At 69.1% G+C, this 15,772-nt stretch carries 16 protein-coding genes and 2 pseudogenes; 8 read left to right on the top strand and 10 right to left on the bottom strand.

The features are described from left to right. Positions 1-104 precede the first annotated feature (104 nt). The 4 genes from OG555_RS01145 to OG555_RS01130 all read left to right on the top strand — a co-directional run bounded on the left by OG555_RS01145 (position 105) and on the right by OG555_RS01130 (position 3,791). Positions 105-578 (top strand): GyrI-like domain-containing protein, encoded by a 474-nt coding sequence (locus OG555_RS01145; RefSeq protein ID WP_329480299.1) that lies wholly within the window; start codon positions 105-107, stop codon positions 576-578. After that, positions 579-1,634 (top strand): ArsR/SmtB family transcription factor, encoded by a 1,056-nt coding sequence (locus tag OG555_RS01140; protein WP_329480297.1) that lies wholly within the window; start codon positions 579-581, stop codon positions 1,632-1,634. Positions 1,635-2,429: 795 nt separating this feature from the next. After that, positions 2,430-2,972: a GNAT family N-acetyltransferase gene (locus OG555_RS01135; protein WP_329480295.1), complete on the top strand. Its 543-nt coding sequence runs from the start codon at positions 2,430-2,432 to the stop codon at positions 2,970-2,972. A 63-nt stretch (positions 2,973-3,035) separates the two neighbouring features. Continuing rightward, the gene (locus OG555_RS01130) at positions 3,036-3,791 is read left to right on the top strand and encodes a DinB family protein (protein ID WP_329480293.1); all 756 of its coding nucleotides are present in this window, start codon (positions 3,036-3,038) and stop codon (positions 3,789-3,791) included. Position 3,792: 1 nt separating this feature from the next. Here OG555_RS01130 and OG555_RS01125 read toward each other — a convergent pair whose 3' ends face one another. Then, positions 3,793-4,179: a VOC family protein gene (locus tag OG555_RS01125; protein ID WP_329480291.1), complete on the bottom strand. Its 387-nt coding sequence runs from the start codon at positions 4,177-4,179 to the stop codon at positions 3,793-3,795. Between the two features lie 254 nt (positions 4,180-4,433). Here OG555_RS01125 and OG555_RS01120 point away from each other — a divergent pair, with 254 nt between their 5' ends. Next, positions 4,434-5,660 (top strand): MFS transporter, encoded by a 1,227-nt coding sequence (locus tag OG555_RS01120; RefSeq protein WP_329480289.1) that lies wholly within the window; start codon positions 4,434-4,436, stop codon positions 5,658-5,660. Positions 5,661-5,681: 21 nt separating this feature from the next. Here OG555_RS01120 and OG555_RS01115 read toward each other — a convergent pair whose 3' ends face one another. After that, on the bottom strand, positions 5,682-6,767 hold the full coding sequence (locus OG555_RS01115; RefSeq protein WP_329480287.1) for an FAD-dependent oxidoreductase: 1,086 nt from the start codon (positions 6,765-6,767) through the stop codon (positions 5,682-5,684). Positions 6,768-6,807: 40 nt separating this feature from the next. Here OG555_RS01115 and OG555_RS42685 point away from each other — a divergent pair. Together OG555_RS42685 and OG555_RS42680 are read left to right on the top strand one after the other, a co-directional pair. Continuing rightward, positions 6,808-7,368: pseudogene (locus OG555_RS42685) on the top strand (LysR family transcriptional regulator); the annotation flags it as partial. A 124-nt stretch (positions 7,369-7,492) separates the two neighbouring features. Continuing rightward, positions 7,493-7,708, top strand: a pseudogene (locus tag OG555_RS42680) (LysR substrate-binding domain-containing protein); the annotation flags it as partial. Here the strand turns inward: OG555_RS42680 and OG555_RS01105 are convergent. From OG555_RS01105 to OG555_RS01070, 8 genes are all read right to left on the bottom strand, one after another. Next, the gene (locus tag OG555_RS01105) at positions 7,698-8,180 is read right to left on the bottom strand and encodes a 2,4'-dihydroxyacetophenone dioxygenase family protein (RefSeq protein ID WP_328519049.1); all 483 of its coding nucleotides are present in this window, start codon (positions 8,178-8,180) and stop codon (positions 7,698-7,700) included. The pseudogene OG555_RS42680 and the gene OG555_RS01105 overlap by 11 nt on opposite strands. A gap of 11 nt (positions 8,181-8,191) precedes the next feature. Then, a complete protein-coding gene (locus OG555_RS01100; protein ID WP_329480283.1) occupies positions 8,192-8,896 on the bottom strand; it encodes an SDR family NAD(P)-dependent oxidoreductase in 705 nt (234 codons plus the stop codon). A gap of 91 nt (positions 8,897-8,987) precedes the next feature. Continuing rightward, the gene (locus OG555_RS01095) at positions 8,988-9,638 is read right to left on the bottom strand and encodes a hypothetical protein (RefSeq protein WP_329480281.1); all 651 of its coding nucleotides are present in this window, start codon (positions 9,636-9,638) and stop codon (positions 8,988-8,990) included. 87 nt (positions 9,639-9,725) lie between these two features. Beyond that, on the bottom strand, positions 9,726-10,502 hold the full coding sequence (locus tag OG555_RS01090) for a hypothetical protein (protein ID WP_329480279.1): 777 nt from the start codon (positions 10,500-10,502) through the stop codon (positions 9,726-9,728). 61 nt (positions 10,503-10,563) lie between these two features. Next, positions 10,564-12,099: a precorrin-2 C(20)-methyltransferase gene (locus tag OG555_RS01085; protein WP_329480277.1), complete on the bottom strand. Its 1,536-nt coding sequence runs from the start codon at positions 12,097-12,099 to the stop codon at positions 10,564-10,566. Beyond that, positions 12,099-12,731, bottom strand: a complete 633-nt coding sequence (locus tag OG555_RS01080) for a precorrin-8X methylmutase (RefSeq protein WP_329480275.1) — start codon at positions 12,729-12,731, stop codon at positions 12,099-12,101. The genes OG555_RS01085 and OG555_RS01080 overlap by 1 nt, the downstream gene beginning before the upstream one ends. Next, positions 12,728-13,822, bottom strand: a complete 1,095-nt coding sequence (locus OG555_RS01075) for a precorrin-3B synthase (RefSeq protein WP_329480273.1) — start codon at positions 13,820-13,822, stop codon at positions 12,728-12,730. The genes OG555_RS01080 and OG555_RS01075 overlap by 4 nt, the downstream gene beginning before the upstream one ends. Before the next feature lie 10 nt (positions 13,823-13,832). Next, positions 13,833-14,999: an MFS transporter gene (locus OG555_RS01070; RefSeq protein WP_329480271.1), complete on the bottom strand. Its 1,167-nt coding sequence runs from the start codon at positions 14,997-14,999 to the stop codon at positions 13,833-13,835. Positions 15,000-15,280: 281 nt separating this feature from the next. On the opposite strand from OG555_RS01070, the gene OG555_RS01065 reads away from it, so the two are divergent. After that, positions 15,281-15,763 (top strand): MarR family winged helix-turn-helix transcriptional regulator, encoded by a 483-nt coding sequence (locus OG555_RS01065; protein ID WP_329480269.1) that lies wholly within the window; start codon positions 15,281-15,283, stop codon positions 15,761-15,763. Positions 15,764-15,772 lie beyond the last annotated feature (9 nt).

The raw sequence follows: 15,772 nt of genomic DNA, 5'->3' as shown, positions 1-15,772 counted from the left end.
GGCGGCCACCCCCGGTCTCAGTACACGCTCAGTCGCCCACCTCGGCAAGCCTGTGCCATCCAGCAGGCGTTAGGTTGAGTCCATTGTCGAGTTGGGAGGATCGCATGCCGGAGATCGTGGAAGTGGGGGAGCGGCCGTACGTCGCACTGCGGGGCAAGGTCGCGTTGGACGGGATCGCGGCGTTCGCGGACCGGATGCGCGAGGTCATCGACTGGCTCGCCGCGCACGAGATCGCGCCGAACGACGCGCCGTTCTTCAAGTACGACGTGGTCGACATGGAGGCCGGGCTGGTGATGGAGATCGGGTTCCCGGTCGACGACCTGCACCACGGCGAGGGGGAGATCGTCACCGGCGTACTCCCGGCCGGCCGCTACGCGAGCGTGAACTACCACGGCCACCCGGATGGTCTGCTCGACGCCACTCGCGAGCTGCTCGCCTGGGCTTCCGCTGAGGGGCTGGAGTGGGACGCTGTGGGCGACAACTGGACCGCCCGCTTGGAGATCTACAAGTCCGATCCGCGTGAGGTCCCTGACATGGCTGATTGGGACACCGAACTCCAGTTCAAGCTGAAGGACTAAGTGCCGACAGTTCTCGCGGGGCTGAGCCGGCTCGACCCCGAGCGGATCCGGCACGTCGCGTCGCCATTGATCGAGCTGGGCTGCGCGTTGCATGTGCTGGCCGAGCCCCGGCATCACGGGCGGGTTGAGTGGGCGGCTGCGGTGCGGATGCCCGCCGTACTGCGGTCGGAGTTGTCGCAGTGGACGTGGACTGTGCGGGCCGTGCGGGCTCGATTCTTTGCGACCACTGCTGCGACTGGGGTGCCTTCTTGGGAGGACGAGCTACGCGCTCTGCGTGCGCGTTCTCCGTCGGAGTTGGCTGCTGAGCTGGTGCGGCCATTGCGGGGGCGTCCGTTGAGCGCTCGTACCACTGACACGGACGCCGTACTGCATTGGGCTCGCAGTCGGGGGCGGTCTGTCGCCGCATTGGTCGAGGCGTTGCTGACTGATCCTGCTGAGCCGGTACGTCGGTTTGTCGATCTGCTGGATGCTTGTTGGGTCGAGTGGTTCTCTGCCGTGTGGGAGGAATCGCAGGAGGCGCTGGCGGCGCGGGGGCGGCAGGACCGGGATCTGGCGGTGCGGGACGGCGCGGGGGCGATGCTGCGGTCGCTCGACGGGTCGATCGAAGTACGCGACGCGGACAGTGTCGTGGTGCAGAAGGTGCAGAGCAAGCGCGTCGATGTGGCTGCGCGGTCCGTTTTGCTTGTCCCGAGCAACTACATTGCGCCGCATCTCTTCCTGGGCGAGATTCCCGGTGAGCCGCTCACGATCATCTATCCCGTCGGCGGTCGTGGGATCGTCGTACCGACCGCTCATCAAGTCCGTGCCCGGTTGGAAGCGCTCGCCGCCCCCGACCGCCTGCAGGTCTGCCGGGCCGTCGCCAGTGAACCCCGCACTGCCGGCGAAATCGCCGCCCTGTGGGGCCTCCACCCCACCCAGGTCACCCGCCATCTCCGAGCCCTCACCCGAGCCGGCCTGGTAACCGCCGAACGCCAAGGCCGGTTCGTCGCCTACCGCCTGGACGAGTCCGCCCTCACCACCCTCGGCACCGACCTCCTCACCCTCATCATGCGGTGATTCCCCCTCGCGTGAGACCCGGCGGCCCCTAGATCCATGTCGAGGTCGTTACCGCACTCGCCCTCCACCCGGGTCAATTTCAGGGGAGAACCGGCTCTCCTGACTGGTGTGTGGGTGGGGTGGTGTCCTGCGGGAGGGTGCGGTCGCGGTACAGCGGACTTTTCGACAGGACGTGTGGCCGACCTGGGCTCACGCAATCGTCCATCACCTGGTCTATGGGGTTCGGTGGGTCTGTGTCCTGGTGCGAGGAGGGTTTTACCCCGGTGCGGGACGAAAACCCTCCCCAAACCGGCAGAAAACCCTCCACCGAAGAGAACGGGGCGCACCCCGGGGCCGGTATCTCCGTGTCCACACCCTGCAGCGCCACGGACCCGTGGCCTGCCCCCTCTCTTCCGGTCCGATCGGGGTCGGGGGAGTCTGGCCTGCCGATCCAGGTGTGCCGATCCAGACGGGTAACGCTCCCCGATAAACCCCCGCCGATCAACAGCGGCCGACCGTCGACTGTCCGCACCGCTCCCACACGGGTGAGGCGGGACGGAGCGGGAACCGACCAGGGGCACCACGCAACGCGCTCCGAAACCACCCACATCCAGCAGACGAGCCGGAGAACCTCGCAGTTGCACCCTTCTGCCCACCGCATTCCGGGGGTGCTGGGACCAGATCAGGGGTGAACCCCGAACCTGGCTCGTGGTCATTTCGCCTGGTCCAAAGCGCTTTGCAGGCCGCCGGGGTGGGCTTCGGGGTCGGAGCCTGGAGTGGCGGCGGAGCCGCGGGGTTGTGTTGGATGCAACGGTGATGGACGAACTGCACCTCGCGAATGACTTGGCTGCGCAAGCCCGTACCGAGGGGCTTCAACTTCAATCCACCGCGCTCGGCATGGCGCTGCACACGCCGCCACCGGCATCCGCCGTACCGCCTGAAACCGAGCTGGTTCAGGTCATGGATCGCTCCGGCGTGGACGAGTTCGTCGCGGTGCATCGCAGTGTGTTCCGCGATGGCCGCCGGGATGTCGGAGCGGTCGACCACTTCGCGTCGCCGGGCGCGTTGTTGGCGCCGAACGTGGCGGCCGTAGTCGCCCGAGTGAACGGCACACCGGTGTCCTGCGCGATGGTCATCCACGGCGGGCCCGCCGCCGGGGTCTACTGGGTGGCGACCGCGGCCGCAGCGCGCAACCGGGGGCTCGGGACGCTCGTGACCGGGGCCGTCGCACGAATGGGTTTCGACTACGGGGCCGACGTCGTCGTACTCCAAGCCACCGAGCTTGGCGCTCCGGTCTACCGACGGATGGGCTTCGTGCCCTTCACCGACTATCAACGGTTCCTCGTGCCCTGGGAATGACAGCGGAGACTGTCGGAGGCGCGTGTTAGCTTGCGGCAACTGGGTGCTCGAGGAGGAGAAGTCATGGCAACTTTCGGCCGGTCTGATGACCTGAAGGCGGCGGAGTTCGTCGGTGTGGATCTGAGTGGTGCCCGGTTCGTCGAGAGTGATCTGTCCGGGGTGGTGATGCGCGGAGTCGAGGTGGCGCGGACGGATATCGATGCGCCGTGGCTCGGCGAGGGTGAGTTCTTCCGGATCAATGGTGTCGACGTGATCTCGTTCGTCGAGGCTGAGCTGAACCGGCGCTTTCCCGGTCGCGCGGACCGGCAGGCCGGGGATCCGGATGGTCTGCGTGCGGCCTGGAGGTTGCTCCAGTCCACCTGGGCGGTGACGCTCGAGCGTGCCGCGGCGATGCCGGCCGGGATGGTTGACGTGTCGGTGGACGGGGAGTGGTCGTTCGCGCAGACCCTGCGGCACTTGGTGCATGCGACGGACATGTGGCTGGGCAAGGCGGTTCTGGAGATCGAGCAGCCGTTCCATCCCATCGGCCAACCGGACAGAGACATCGAGGCCGACGGCGTGGACGGGTCGGAGTCCACAACGGACAGACCGTCGTACGACGAGGTGCTCGAGGTCCGGGCGGGTCGGGTCGCGATGGTGAGCGACTTCATTGCCACGGTCACACCGGAGGTGCTGGCCGAGACGCGCCGGAATCCGCACGCCCCCGACCACGCCGAGACAGTCCTCTCGTGCCTGCACGTGATCCTGGAGGAGGAGTGGGAGCACCACCGTTTCGCCGTCCGCGACCTCGACGCGATCGAAGCGGGGTCCGACGCTTGATTCAGTCGGCCGCAGGGACCCAGCACAGGCAGAACGGGTGGCCGGCCGGGTCGGCGTAGACCTGGATACCGCGGGGCGCCGTGCGATCGTCGGTGGCCTTCAGCAAGCGAGCACCCAGGCCGGTCACCCGCTCATGGGCAGCGTCCCAGGCTTCGAGGCCCTCGAAGTAGAAGTCGAAATGGATCTGCTGAGGAGCACCATCGGGCCAGTCCGGGCGCACATGGTTCGGAGCTGACTGGACACCCAGCGCCCACTCGCCGTCGACCCAGATCGAGTGCCATCGGTCGCCCCACTTCTCGACGGTGCCACCCAGGAACCCGGCCCAGAACGTGCTCACCGCATCGATGTCGGCAGCGTCCAAGACGATCATCCGGTGTTTGATCTCCATGACTCGCCAGTGTGGCAGCCCAACCGCCGCGCCACCGTGAGCCGGGGTTTGGCGAGAATGCCGGAATGGATCTGCCTCTGCGGTTGGGGGAGGAAGGTGGGCTCGCGGAGCAGACCTATGCGCAGTTGCAGGAGCGGATCAGCACCCGACGTGTTGCCTGCGGGAACGGTGCTGCCGTCGTCCCGGGAGCTGGTGGATTGACGGGATCCGTCAGTCCAACGGCCGAACTAGGCAGATGGACGTTGGGTGAGGGGGTGACTGGATCTCTCCCGCCGGCCGTGCGCCGGTTGATTGCGGCAACGTTGGTCAACACGCTGGGGAACGGTGTGTACGCGGCTGTCGGCGCGCTCTACCTGACCAGGGCAGCCGGGCTCTCGGTCGGGCAGGTCGGCGTCGGTCTCACGGTGGCCGGGCTGGTCGGGCTGGTGACCAGCACCCCGCTCGGTGTCGTCGCCGATCGGCTCGGGCCCAACCGCGCGTACGTCGGCTTCCTCATCCTCCAGGCGATCACGATGAGTGCGCTGACGCAGGTCCGTTCGTTCGTTCCGTACGTCGTGGTCGCGGGCGTCACCGCGATCGCGGACTCCGGCCAGCGGGGCGCGAAGGGCGCGCTGATCGCCGGCCTGTCCCCGGCCGACCAGCGGGTGCGGACCCGGGCGATCCTGCGCGTGACGACCAACATCGGGATGGGCGCGGGGATGGCGCTGGCCGGGATCGTGCTCGCGGTCGACCGGCGGGAGGTGTACGTCGTCGCCCTGCTGGTGAACGCGGTGACGTACCTGGCCACCGCCGCCCTGGTCCGGTTCGGCCTGCCGGCGGTGGAAAGGGTGCCATCGGCAACTGGTCCGGCCGCGTCGACCGCGTTGAAGGACCGTCCGTTCCTGGTCTTCGTCGCGTTGGACGGCGTACTCAGCATGCACAACGCGATGGCGCAGATCGCGATCCCGCTGTGGGTCGCGACCGCGACGGACGCGCCGCGGTGGTTGATCTCGGTGCTGCTGGTGATCAACTCCGTCGCCGTGGTCCTGCTCCAGATCCGGGTCGCCCGCGGAACCGAAAGCCTTCCCGGCGCCGCCCGCGCCGGGCGCCGGGCCGGCCTTCTGCTGGCCGCCGCGTGTGTGGTCCTGGCCCTCACCGACATCACGTCCGGAGCGATCACCGTCGGCCTGCTGATCGCGGCCGCTCTGGTACACGTTCTCGGCGAGATGCTGCAGTCCGCCGGGGGGTGGGGGATCAGCTTCGAGCTGGCCCCGCCCGGTGCCCAGGGCCAGTACCAAGGCGCGTACGCGATGGGTCACCAAGTCGGCGATCTCATGGCTCCACTCATTCTCACCACCATCGCCGTCACCTGGGGCTGGCCCGGATGGTTGCTCACAGCCACCATCTTTCTCACCGCCGGCACGCTTCTCCCGATCGCCGTCCGACGGCACCCCTGTTGGCCCGAACCGACCGCCACCCGGGATCAGGTAGCCACCGCGTGAGCACGTGGCTGGTCCAGGAGATCACGACGCGACTGCCCGGTCGGGTCTGACCTCGGGTTTGAGGAGGTCGCGGAGGTCGCGGGCGGCGGTGAAGCCGGCTCGGTTGGCGCCGATGGTGCTGGCAGACGGACCGTACCCGACCAGGTGGATGCGGGGATCGAGGACGGTGGCGGTGCCGTTCATCCGGATGCCGCCAGTGGTCTCGCGGAGGTGGAGGGGAGCGAGGTGGGCCAGGTCGGCGCGGAAGCCGGTAGCCCAGAGGATCGCGTCGAGGTGCTCCGAACGCCCGTCGGCCCACTCGACGCCGTCGGGCGTGATGCGGGTGAACATCGGGAGCCGGGTGTAGACGCCACGCTCCCACGCAGCCTGCTCCTGCTCGCGGAGGTGCAGGCCCGTCACACTCACCACACTTCTCGGCGGCAGGCCCGCCCGGACGCGTTCCTCGACCTTCGCGACCACCTTGCGGCCGTACTCGGGATTGAAATCCTCACCGGTCCGCCACTCCGGCGGCCGCCGCGTCACCCAGGTGGTCGTCGCGACCTCGGAGATCTCCGCGAGCAATTGGACCGCCGACGCACCACCGCCGACGACCAGCACGTGCTGTCCGGCGAATTCGGCGGCCCCGTTGTAGTCGGCCGTGTGTAGCTGCCGCCCACGGAAGGTCTCGATCCCCGGATACCAGGGAATGAACGGCCGGTTCCATGTCCCCGTCGCGTTCACCAGAGCCGCCGTACGGTAGCTGCCGGCAGATGTCCGCACCTCGAACCCGCCGTCCACGGCCTGCACGCTCGACACCGTCACCGGCCGCACCACAGGCAACTCGAACCGCTTCTCGTAGTCCGCGAAGTATGACGGCACAAACGCGTTCGCCCGCTCCGGCCCAGCGCTCGACGGCACCGGCACGCCCGGCAGGTTCGCGATCCCGTGCACGTCGTGCATGGTCAGCGACTCCCACCGATGCTGCCACGCCCCACCCGGCTCCGGGTTCCGGTCCAGGACGACGACCTCGTCGTACGGCGTGAAGCCCAGCCGCACCAGGTGGTACGCAGCCGACAGGCCGGCCTGGCCGGCGCCGATCACCACTACCTCGAGCACATCAGAGGTCAACGTCCGGACCGGCCGCGGTCTTCCCGGCTAGCGTGATGCCATGGATCTCACCGCGGCGTACGGGTTCCGGATGGACTGGATCGTCAGCTTCGTCGCCGTCGCCCGCCACGGCGGGTTCTCGGCCGCGGCCAAGGCGACCTTCCGCTCCCAGTCGCGGATCAGCGAACACATCGCCGAGCTGGAGAAGGCCCTCGGTGTGCAGCTCTTCGACCGCACCACCCACCCGGCCAGACTTACTCCGGAAGGACGTGCACTCGTCCCGCACGCCGAGGAGATCCTCAACCGACTCAACGACCTGGCGTCTGCCGGGGGAGAGGTCCGCTTCGGCACCTACCCGAGCGCCGCGGCCTGGCTCTTCCCTCAAGTGGTACGACGCCTGCCCACGGAGATCAGGCTGCATCTGGTCGAGGGGCCGAGCATCGACCTCGAAGGCGCCCTCGGGCGGGGTGACGTCGACCTCGCGATCCGGCCGGTCCATCCGCTGGTGGCGTCGGAGTCGCTGCACCACGAGATCCTCTGGACCGAGCCGCTGGTCGCCGTGTTCCAGGACGGCCACCCGCTGGCCGCGGCGCCGCAGGTCAGCCTCGGGGAGTTGGCCGAGTTGCCGCTGATCTCGATCGGAGAGACCTCGGGCGTACGCCAGTTCGAGTCACACCCTTGCGTTCGCCTCCGCTGGACTCAACCCGGAGAGTGTCTTCCGCACCAACCAGCCGCAAACCCTACTCTCGCTGGTCCGCCACGGTCTGGGCACAGGCGTCACCAACGCACTCGCGGTCACCACCGCCAACCTCACCGGCGTACGCCTGGTCCCGATCAGCGACTCAGGAGTGCAGCGGCAGGTGGCACTCTTCGTCCACCGCGACCGGCCTCGCACCCCGGCACTGGACCAGGTGATCACCGCGGTCCGCGCCGTACCCGCGCCGACCTGGGCTAGCGGATGAACTGGTCGACGTAGTCCGCTCCGAGGCCGTTCGACCCGTAGTGGTCGCGGCAGAGCTGGATCTTGGTGAACGTGTCCTCGTACCCGGTCTGGTTGCCCTCGTCGTCGACGTAGATCATCGCGCCGGAGATGTTGAAGAACGTGATCATCTCGGTGCAGTCCTCGGGCACTCGCAGCGTGTGGATCTCGCCCGGCGGTTCGTACACGAACGATCCCGTCTCCGCGACCCATCCGTGCTCGTCGTACTGCCACTTGCCCTTGATCACATAGCCGAAGACCGCGCTCGGGTGCCGGTGCCGGGACACGATGCCGGACCGGGTGACCTTGAGCAGGTTGCACCACTGACCGGTGACCGTGTTCAGCATCAACGGCCGGAACCATACGTCCGGCGCCTGCGGCACCCACAGCCGCTCGTCCTCGGGCACCGCCGGTACGGCGATCTCCGCGGGCACACCTGCTGAAACCGGGATCATCGACTGCTCCTTCACATGCTCTGGTATCCGCCGTCGACGGGTACGACGGTGCCGGTGACGAACCCCGCGTCCGGCCCGGCGAGGAACGCGATCACACCGGCGACCTCGGCGGGCGTGCCCCAGCGAGCCATCGGCGTCCGGGAAAGGATCCGGTCGGAGGCGACCGGATCGGCTTGCAGCGCGGCGGTCAGGTCGGTGGCGATCCAGCCGGGCGCGACCGCGTTCACCCGGATGCCGTCCGCGGCCCACGCGACCGCGAGCGACTTGGTCAGCTGGACGATCCCACCCTTGCTGGCGCTGTACGCCGGGACGAGCGGACCACCGAAGTAGCTCAGCATCGACGCGACGTTGACGACACAGCCCTGGCTCGCGGACAGCAGGTCGTGCGCCACCTCGGCCGCTCGCATCGCGCCGGTCAGGTTGATCTCGACGACCTCGCGGAACACCTCCGGCCGGTGCTCGTCACCTCGCCGGATGATGCCGGCCGCGTTCACCAGGACGTCGAGACCGTCGAGCGACTGGATCAGGTCCTCGAGGGCGTGCGGCTCGCTCAGATCGAGCTCGCGAACGTCGGCGACTCTCCGCAGCTCCGGCGGGGCCTCCGAGCCGCCCAGGCCGGCGGCGATCACGGTCGCGCCGTCGGCGCCGAACCGCAGCGCGGTGGCCGCGCCGATCCCACTCGTGCCTCCGACGACGAGCGCAGTACGGGCTGACATGTCCGGCATCCTGCACGGCGCCGGCACCTCGGGCAAGGAAGACCCGGACGGCGGATGGGAGCTATCCGCCGTCCGGGTCTGGTCCCTGCTGTCAGTCGCCGCTGAGGTCGATGCGGCGGTGGTAGCGCTGCCCGGCCTTGCCGCCGACCAGCGCGGCCAGCAGCGTGACCACGACAGCCGCCGCGAGGGCGACCAGTCCGCCCGCGGTCAGCGTGTGGACCGCGATCGGCAGTGACGGCAGATCCACCCGGTTCAGGACGTCGTACTGCGAGCCGGCCAGTGCCGCGATGCCCGCGACGACGACCGTCACGAGTACGCCGATCAGCCAGACGCCGAAGCCCTGCCGGGCACCGTCGAACCGGGCCAGCCGGCCGGCTACGTACCCGCCGTTGTAGTAGGCGATCGCCAGGATCACGACCAGGACCGCGCCGGACACGACGCCGATCGTGCCCGCGTCGGCCTTGGCCGCGGTCCAGTCGATCGGGGTCGCGTAGTCCACGCCGGCCGCGATGGCGCCGACGATTCCGGTCAGCAGGGCGATCAGTCCGATCGCGACCAGCCAGCCGAAGAACGCGGAACCGCCTTTGAACCCCCGGTACGCCGGGTCCACCTCAGTGGCGGCCGAAGTCCGGACGTCCGCTCGGTGCGTCGGCTGGGTCTCTTGCTCGTGCTCAGCGCGGCGCAGCGTGCGGGTCTCGTCGAGCTGCTGTGTATCCGTGTCGTCACGGTAGTGCTGGACCATCGTCAGTTCTCCTCACCGGCAGGCCCCGTGCACCCGTCCGGTACCCGCGAAACCGCTGGCCATGCGTGGTGAGGTGGTAACTGCCCGCTAGTCGAGCAAACGGTCGATCTTGTCGTGGTACCGCTGGCCGGCCTTCCCACCGAGGATCGCGAACATCAGCGTCAGCAGGACCAGCGTCGCCGCCGCGATGATTCCGCCCATGGTGAGCGTGTCGTTGGACAGCGCCACGTCCGGCCGGTTGATGTCGGCGATGAGGTCGTACTGGTTGTTCAGTAGCGCGCCTCCGCCGGCCGCGAGGACCGAGACCAGCAGCGCGATCATCCAGACGCCGAAGCCCTGCCGTCCGCCGTCGAAGCGAGCGAGCCGGCCGGCGACGTACCCGCCGGCGTAGAAGGCCAGGCTCAGCATGAAGACGGCGACAGCCGCAGCGGTGATGGCCGCTGCGCCGGGGTCGGCCTTCGCGTCGGTACTGGTGTAGTCCAGGACCTGCGCGGTGCCGAGGGCCGCCGCGGAGACGGCGGCGAGCAGCAGCACCGACATGGCGATCGCGATCAGCCACCCGAAGAACGCCGCACCGAACTTGAAGCCGCGGTAGGACAGCAGCTCAGGGTCTACGTCCGGCTCGACGGCCGTCCAGCCGGCGGGCGTTCGGAGTGTCCCCGTCGTCGTTGGCTGGGTCCCCGTCGCCGGTGGCTGGGTCCCCGTCGTCGGTGCCTGGTCCGCGGGGATCGAAATGGTGCTCATCGCGCGGTTTGCCGCCTCTCGCATCTGTTCGTAGCGCTGCGTGCTGGTCGTTTCGGGGTCGGGCGTCGTGATCGTGGCGGCCTCGCCGTACTGCTGGGCCATGTCCGCTGTTCTCCTCACTGGTCAGCCTCGCGCGGTGTCTACCCCGCCGGAGCGCGTCTGACACAGGCGGAGGGCGGATTTAACCAGCCCCTGGCGTGGACTCACTCACTGTCGCCGGGTAGCGGCGCGGAGTGAAGACCAGGGGGCCGGCCGGGCGGGGCACGGTGCGGGTCTGCGACGAGCCGACCAGCAGCAGGCACCGCATGTCAACTGCCTCCGGGGCCAGCTCAGCCAGGGTTGTGACCGTGATAGCTTCCTGCGGGCCGCCCACGTCGCGGCCGATGACGACCGGAGTGTCCGCGGAACGGTGTTCGAGCAGCAGGTCACGGGTCGCGGCCACCTGCCAGGTGCGGGACTTCGAGGCGGGGTTGTAGATCGCGATCGCCAAGTCGGCCGCCGCAGCCGCCGACAGCCGCCGGGCGATCACGTCCCATGGCTTGAGCCGGTCCGACAGCGACAGGACGCAGTAGTCGTGCCCGAGCGGTGCTCCGACCCGGCTGGCGACGGCCTGAGCCGCGGTCATGCCGGGCAGCACGCGTACGGCGATATCGGCGTACTCGGGCGCCGACGCGACCTCCGTGACCGCACTGGCCATCGCGAACACCCCAGGGTCACCGGACGAGACCACGACCACGGTGGAGCCCTTGCGCGCCAGGTCGAAGGCGAACGCGGCCCGCTCGGACTCGACCCGGTTGTCCGACCCGTGCTTGCGCTGACGGGCGCGGTCCGGCAGGCGGTCGACGTACGGGCCGTAGCCGATCAGGTCGTCGGCCCCCGCGATCGCGGCGCGCACCTCGGGGGTCATCCACTCCGGCCCGGCCGGTCCGAGGCCGACCACGGTGACCGAACCGTCCGTGGCGGTCTTGGGCACCAGGGGAGTGAAGGCGTTGTTGATCGGGCTCGGGAGCAGGGCGAGGGAGAAGTAGGGGACGTCGTCCGGGTCCACCTCGTTGAGGGGAGCCGAGCGCTGCGCGTCGGTTGTCGCGCGTTCGACGTACCAGGCCTCGTCGGCGCGTCCGGCCAACTCGAAGGCCTCGCGGACGTTGTGGAACGTTCGGCCGAGCTTCATCACCGCTGCAGCGTCGGTGCTGCGGAGGCGGTCGGCGAGGACGTCGGGTGGCAGGGTCCCGGGCAGCACGGTGAGGATCTCGTCCCGCTCGCACAACGGCCGTCCGAGTACGGCGGCCGCCGCGCTCACCGAGGTCACGCCGGGGACGACCTCGCAGGGGTAGCGGTCGGCCAGCCGCTTGTGCATGTGCATGTAGGAGCCGTAGAAGAGCGGATCGCCCTCGGCCAGTACGACGACGTCGCGGCCGGCGTCGAGATGTGCGGCGAGCCGCGCGGCACAGTCGGCGTAGAAGTCGTCCATCGCGCCTTGGTAGCCGCCGGGATGATCAGTGGTCTCGGTCGTCAGCGGGTAGACCAGGTGCTCCTCGAGCTGGCCTTCCCTCAAGTACGGCGCTGCCACACTTCGCGCGATGCTCCGGCCGTGACGCGCACTGTGAAACGCGATCACATCGGCGGCACCGATCAGCCGGGCCGCCTTCACCGTCACGAGCTCCGGATCGCCGGGTCCCAGCCCGACACCCCACAACCGTCCGATGCGGTCGCCCATCACTCTTCCTCGCTTGCGATCGCGTTGATGGCCGCCGCGGTGATCGCACTCCCACCGCGACGTCCGCGCACCACCAGGTACTCCAGCCCGAGCTCGTTCGCCGCCAGCGCGTCCTTGGATTCCGCCGCGCCGATGAACCCGACCGGGATCCCGAGGATCGCGGCCGGCCGCGGCGCGCCGTCCTTCAGCAGCTCGAGCAGGCGGAACAGGGTCGTCGGAGCGTTGCCAATAGCAACGACCGAGCCGCTGAGGTGCTCATCCCAGAGATCGACCGCCGCCGCACTCCGGGTGGTCTGCAACTCGTGCGCCAGCTCGACAGTCCTCGGGTCCTGCAGTGTGCAGATCACCTGGTTGTCCGCCGGCAGCCGGCGCCGGGTGATGCCGGCCGCCACCATCTGCGCGTCACACAGGATCGGCGCGCCACCCTGCAGCGCAGCCCGCGCGTTCTTGACGACATTCGGCGACCAGGCTAGGTCCGCGACCAGATCGGTCATCCCACACGCATGGATCATCCGTACGGCGACCTGCGCCACGTCGGCCGGAAGCTCGCCAAGTGCCGCCTCACGCCGGATCGTCGCGAAAGACCGCCGGTAGATCTCCGCGCCGTCCCGCACGTACTCGAACCCGCTCACATCCGCTCCCCGTCCACCAGATACCCATTGCCCACAGCAACCACATCCACAAAGTCCCCGGCCGGCTTCCCGCACCGCCGCTCACACCCCGACCAATGCACCCGGCGCCCGTCCCGCTCCATCCCCGGCACCACCCGCCAGGCGTCCGCCCGAACATCCGCCAAGGCTTTCCCACACCCCGGCCGCCCCGCACACGCCGTCACACCCTCCCAGACCGAGTCCGCGGTAGTAACCAACCCAACCCGCTCCAGCTCTTCGGTCGACACCACCGGCACCACAACCGACCGCCATGGCGTAAGCCGGACCTCGTCAGCAACCTCGGTGAGCACACCGGCCTGTTCCTGGGTGAGGCTTCCCAGTGGGACGGTCACCACGAGTGCAGACCCGTGCTGACCGGCCGCGACCCTGGTGCTCGTCGTCGGGAGGTCCTCGGTCGGCTGCAGCGCGAGCCGGTTGAGGATTCGGTTCTCGCCGTCGTCTAGCTCCGCGATCCGCCACTCCTGAGCGTCACGCTCGGCCAGGAACGCCTCAGCTGCTGCAACCATCAAGCCGACCGCATCACCCCACCGCACCCGAACACCGCGGGTACCGACGCTCAGGAGGGCCTCGCGGTCGTCTATCGCTCGGAGAGAGACGTCAGCCCGCACTCCGGCCACGTCACCTCGACCGTCGTCCAGGGCGAACAGGAAGCGGCCTGGCAGCTCGGCCAGCGCAGGGCGGGCGCAGAGCTCTCGGTCGACCGCGGCAGCCACCGGGAGTACGTCGTACCGGGACTCCTGGTCCAGACCGGAGAGTGGGGACGCGAGGATGTTGCGGACTCGCTCGTGCGTCAGCGACGGCAGCAGTCCGGCCGCGTAGAGCCGATCCGACAGCTCGCGTGGTCCGTCTGGTCTTAGCGCGCGGATCTGCACGTTCCCGCGCGAGGTCAGCTCCAGTCGCCCGTCGCCCAGCTCTCGCGTGGCCGACCGGAGCACCTCGAGCTGCTGAACGCTGAGCACCCCACCCGGTACCCGCACCCGCGCGAGACCGCCGTCGGCTGCCTGGTGTACCGCCAGCACACCAGGGCACCGATCGGTCTGAGTCCTCGCCACAACCGCGATGCTACGTGCCTGGCACCTCCTGTGTTCTGGACCACAGCAGCACGCCGACCGTGAGCGCTGCGCCCACCCCGCCGCACACCATCGCCGCCGACACAGACCACGCGTCGACCACCAGTCCGCCCAGCAACGCCCCGATCGACAGCACTGCCTGGAACGACGAGGTGAAGAGTACGGTCGCAGCCTCCCGCGACTGCGGTGCGGCCTTCGCGAACATGCTCATCGAGCACACCGGGATCCCGCCGTACCCGAGTCCCCACACCACCAACAGCAGCAGGGCTCCCGCCGTACTGCGACCCACCACAGGCATCAGCAGCGTCGCCGTCGCGATCAGACCAGCGCAGCCGGCGAACGTGAGCGTGAGGTTGCGGGCGGCCGCAGTACCGGCCACGAGGTTTCCCACCAGGCCGGCGGCGCCGTAGATCAACAGGAACACCCCGATCAGCTCCGGCCGTACGACGTCCCGCAGCAAAGGCGTCACGTAGGTGTAGGTGGCGAAGTGCGCCGTCACGATCAGGCAGGTGACGATGAGTGCGTTCCGACTGCCTCGCAGCGCATCCCGCAGTACGGCGGGCCGCGTGACCTGCAGCGGCGGCAGCGGAGGGACAGTGATGTAGAGCGCGGCGAGCACGATCAGTGATAGCACTCCGAGCGCGACGAACGACGTACGCCACCCTGCCAGCTCACCCACGAACGTCCCCACAGGTACGCCGAGCACCGAGCCGAGTGGGACCGCGGAGAAGATGACTGCGGTCGCGCGTACGGTCCATTGCTCAGGGACCAGCCGCCCGGCCAGGCCGGCGCCGATCGACCAGAAGCCGCCGATGGTCAGGCCGACCAGGGAGCGGGCGAACAGTTCGAGCGAGTAGACCGGAGCGGCCGCGGCGAGGAAGCCGGCCGCGGCGAGCAGCACCATCAGGGCACACAGCATCAGGCGCCGGTCGAGCCGGGCTGTTACGACTGTCACGACCGGCGCGGCGACGGCTGCGACCAGGCCGGGCATGGTCATCAGCCAGCCGGTGCGGCCCGGTGTCAGGGCGAAGTCGCTGCCGATCGGGGTCAGCAGTCCGATCGGCAGGATCTCGGTGGTGACGATGGCGAAGATCCCCAGGGTGACCGCGACGACTCCGAGCCACCGGACGGTTGGCGTACGCGCTGCTGTGACAGTCATGCGAGCAACTCAACCTCGCCGCCCGCGCCCCGACTCGCGGCTTTGCGACAGTGCCCTTGGGAGCAAGCTGGACGTCGTTCTTCCGCTATGGCGCCGGCTGCCGTTGCCGGGGGCCAAGGCTTTGCGCGAGTGTGGCCGGGTTGTCGGTGGGGCGTGGCAGGGTCGGCGGCATGGTGCTCAGGGACCGGCCGTGGCCGGCGGACGACTCGACGCTGCGGCACCCGGGAGAATGATCTGCAGCGGATCATCTTTCAGTAGATAATCCGCGCTATGCTCGGATCATGGCGAAGACACCACCGCGGACGGTTCCCGACCTCACCGGCTACCTCACGCATGCCGGTCACGTCCTCGAGACCCGGCTGTCCGCGGCGCTGGCGGACGTCGGGCTGACGGTGCGGATGCAGTGCGTCCTGCGGCACGCGCTCGAGGAGGAGCGCACCCAGATCCAGCTCGCCGAACTCGCGTACATGGACAAGACGACCATGGTCGTCACCGTCGACGCCCTCGAAAAAGCCGGCTACGCCGAACGCAAGCCCTCCGCCACCGACCGCCGCGCCCGCATCATCGCCGTCACCGAGGCCGGCGCCAAGATCGCCGCCGAAGGCCAGCAAATAGTCGGCCGAGTCCACGCCGAGGCTCTGGCCGCCCTCACCGCCCCCCAACGCAAACCCTTCGTAGACGCCCTGGTCACCCTGGTCGACGGCCACCTCTCCACCCCCGCAGAGGCCCAGTCCGTACGCCGCCCCCGCCAACGCGCCGGCTAACAGCCGGCC

Source organism: Kribbella sp. NBC_01484, from assembly GCF_036227145.1.
Classification (GTDB): Bacteria; Actinomycetota; Actinomycetes; order Propionibacteriales; family Kribbellaceae; genus Kribbella.
Note: the sequence above shows the minus strand (reverse complement) of the source record. Positions and strands in the feature narration are given on the sequence as shown.

Excerpts from the sequence above, each read along its gene's own strand:
- OG555_RS01095 (WP_329480281.1), bottom strand. The coding sequence starts at position 9,638 with ATGGTCCAGCACTACCGTGACGACACGGATACACAGCAGCTCGACGAG.
- OG555_RS01135 (WP_329480295.1), top strand. The coding sequence starts at position 2,430 with ATGGACGAACTGCACCTCGCGAATGACTTGGCTGCGCAAGCCCGTACC.
- OG555_RS01105 (WP_328519049.1), bottom strand. The coding sequence starts at position 8,180 with ATGATCCCGGTTTCAGCAGGTGTGCCCGCGGAGATCGCCGTACCGGCG.
- OG555_RS01145 (WP_329480299.1), top strand. The coding sequence starts at position 105 with ATGCCGGAGATCGTGGAAGTGGGGGAGCGGCCGTACGTCGCACTGCGG.
- OG555_RS01130 (WP_329480293.1), top strand. The coding sequence starts at position 3,036 with ATGGCAACTTTCGGCCGGTCTGATGACCTGAAGGCGGCGGAGTTCGTC.
- OG555_RS01125 (WP_329480291.1), bottom strand. The coding sequence starts at position 4,179 with ATGGAGATCAAACACCGGATGATCGTCTTGGACGCTGCCGACATCGAT.
- OG555_RS01070 (WP_329480271.1), bottom strand. The coding sequence starts at position 14,999 with ATGACTGTCACAGCAGCGCGTACGCCAACCGTCCGGTGGCTCGGAGTC.
- OG555_RS01065 (WP_329480269.1), top strand. The coding sequence starts at position 15,281 with ATGGCGAAGACACCACCGCGGACGGTTCCCGACCTCACCGGCTACCTC.
- OG555_RS01100 (WP_329480283.1), bottom strand. The coding sequence starts at position 8,896 with ATGTCAGCCCGTACTGCGCTCGTCGTCGGAGGCACGAGTGGGATCGGC.
- OG555_RS01085 (WP_329480277.1), bottom strand. The coding sequence starts at position 12,099 with ATGGGCGACCGCATCGGACGGTTGTGGGGTGTCGGGCTGGGACCCGGC.